This window comes from Rhizobium sp. 22-785-1 (genome assembly GCF_053521965.1).
The window spans coordinates 1-942 of sequence record NZ_JBNWDI010000022.1; the positions used below are offsets into that span (position 1 = coordinate 1).

Annotated in this window: 1 protein-coding gene; it reads right to left on the reverse strand. The window is 58.8% G+C overall.

All coding sequences use genetic code 11. The annotated features are described in order from the left end of the window. A partial coding sequence (locus tag ACQZ5M_RS21095; protein ID WP_449080807.1) for an IS1182 family transposase occupies positions 1-942 on the reverse strand: 942 nt, incomplete at both ends.

A 942-nucleotide genomic window follows, 5' to 3' on the forward strand; every position in this document is an offset into this window, starting at 1 on the left:
TTTAGGTGTTTTGGTCACCGCCATTGCGATCTTCTTGATGTTTTGTGCCGCTGCGGCGATGAGGCACTGCCATCTGACCTTGATCAGGCCACGGAAGCGGGCATAGCGGTGGCCGTGAAGCTGTTTGGCATCGGCAAAGGATCGCTCCACCGTTTCCTTGCGCCTCTTGTAGATCGCTTTGCCCCGTGCCGTCTTCCGTTGGGCGTCAGTTCGCTCACGTGCATCTTGCCAGACATGGCGGGTGATGGTGCGTTCTGCCTTTGCGTTTGTTGTGCATGACGCCAGAAGCGGGCAGTCACGGCAGATGGAGGTGTCTGAGCGATAGTGCTTGTAACCGCTTCGATCGGTGGTGGCATAGGGCAGCAGTTGCCCTTGAGGGCAGCGATAGCCGTCAGCCTCTGGTTCGTAGACGAACTTCGACTTGCGCATCTTGCCGTCTTTGGGCGGGGTCGGGTTGCGATAGCCGGTCACGCCGAGGATCTCTCTGTCCTCCAGCCCCTTGGCAATGCCTGCCGTGGCATAGCCCGCGTCTAGCCCAACCGCGCCGACATGCAAGTCGAAGCGTTGGCGCTGTCGATCGAGCCGCTCCAGATAGACGATACTATCGTGCACATTGGCCGGCGTCACATGCGTGTCGGTGATGATCGCATGGCGCCCATCAACCGTGCGGTGATCGAGATAAAAGAAGCCCTTGGGCTTGCCGTCGCGCACCATATAACCACTATCGGGATCGGTACGGCTGACTTTCGTTTCCTTCACCTCTGGCTCGCGCTCTTTCTCCTTCAACGGCTTCTGGCCATGCGCCGCACGTTCCGCCTCGATTGCCCGATCCAGATCGGCCCAGTAATCGGCACGCGATTTCTGAAGCAGGGCCAGATCGTATTTGCCCTTGTTGGCATTCGCCTTCAGGTGGGTGGAATCCGTATAGAGGACAGTCCCATC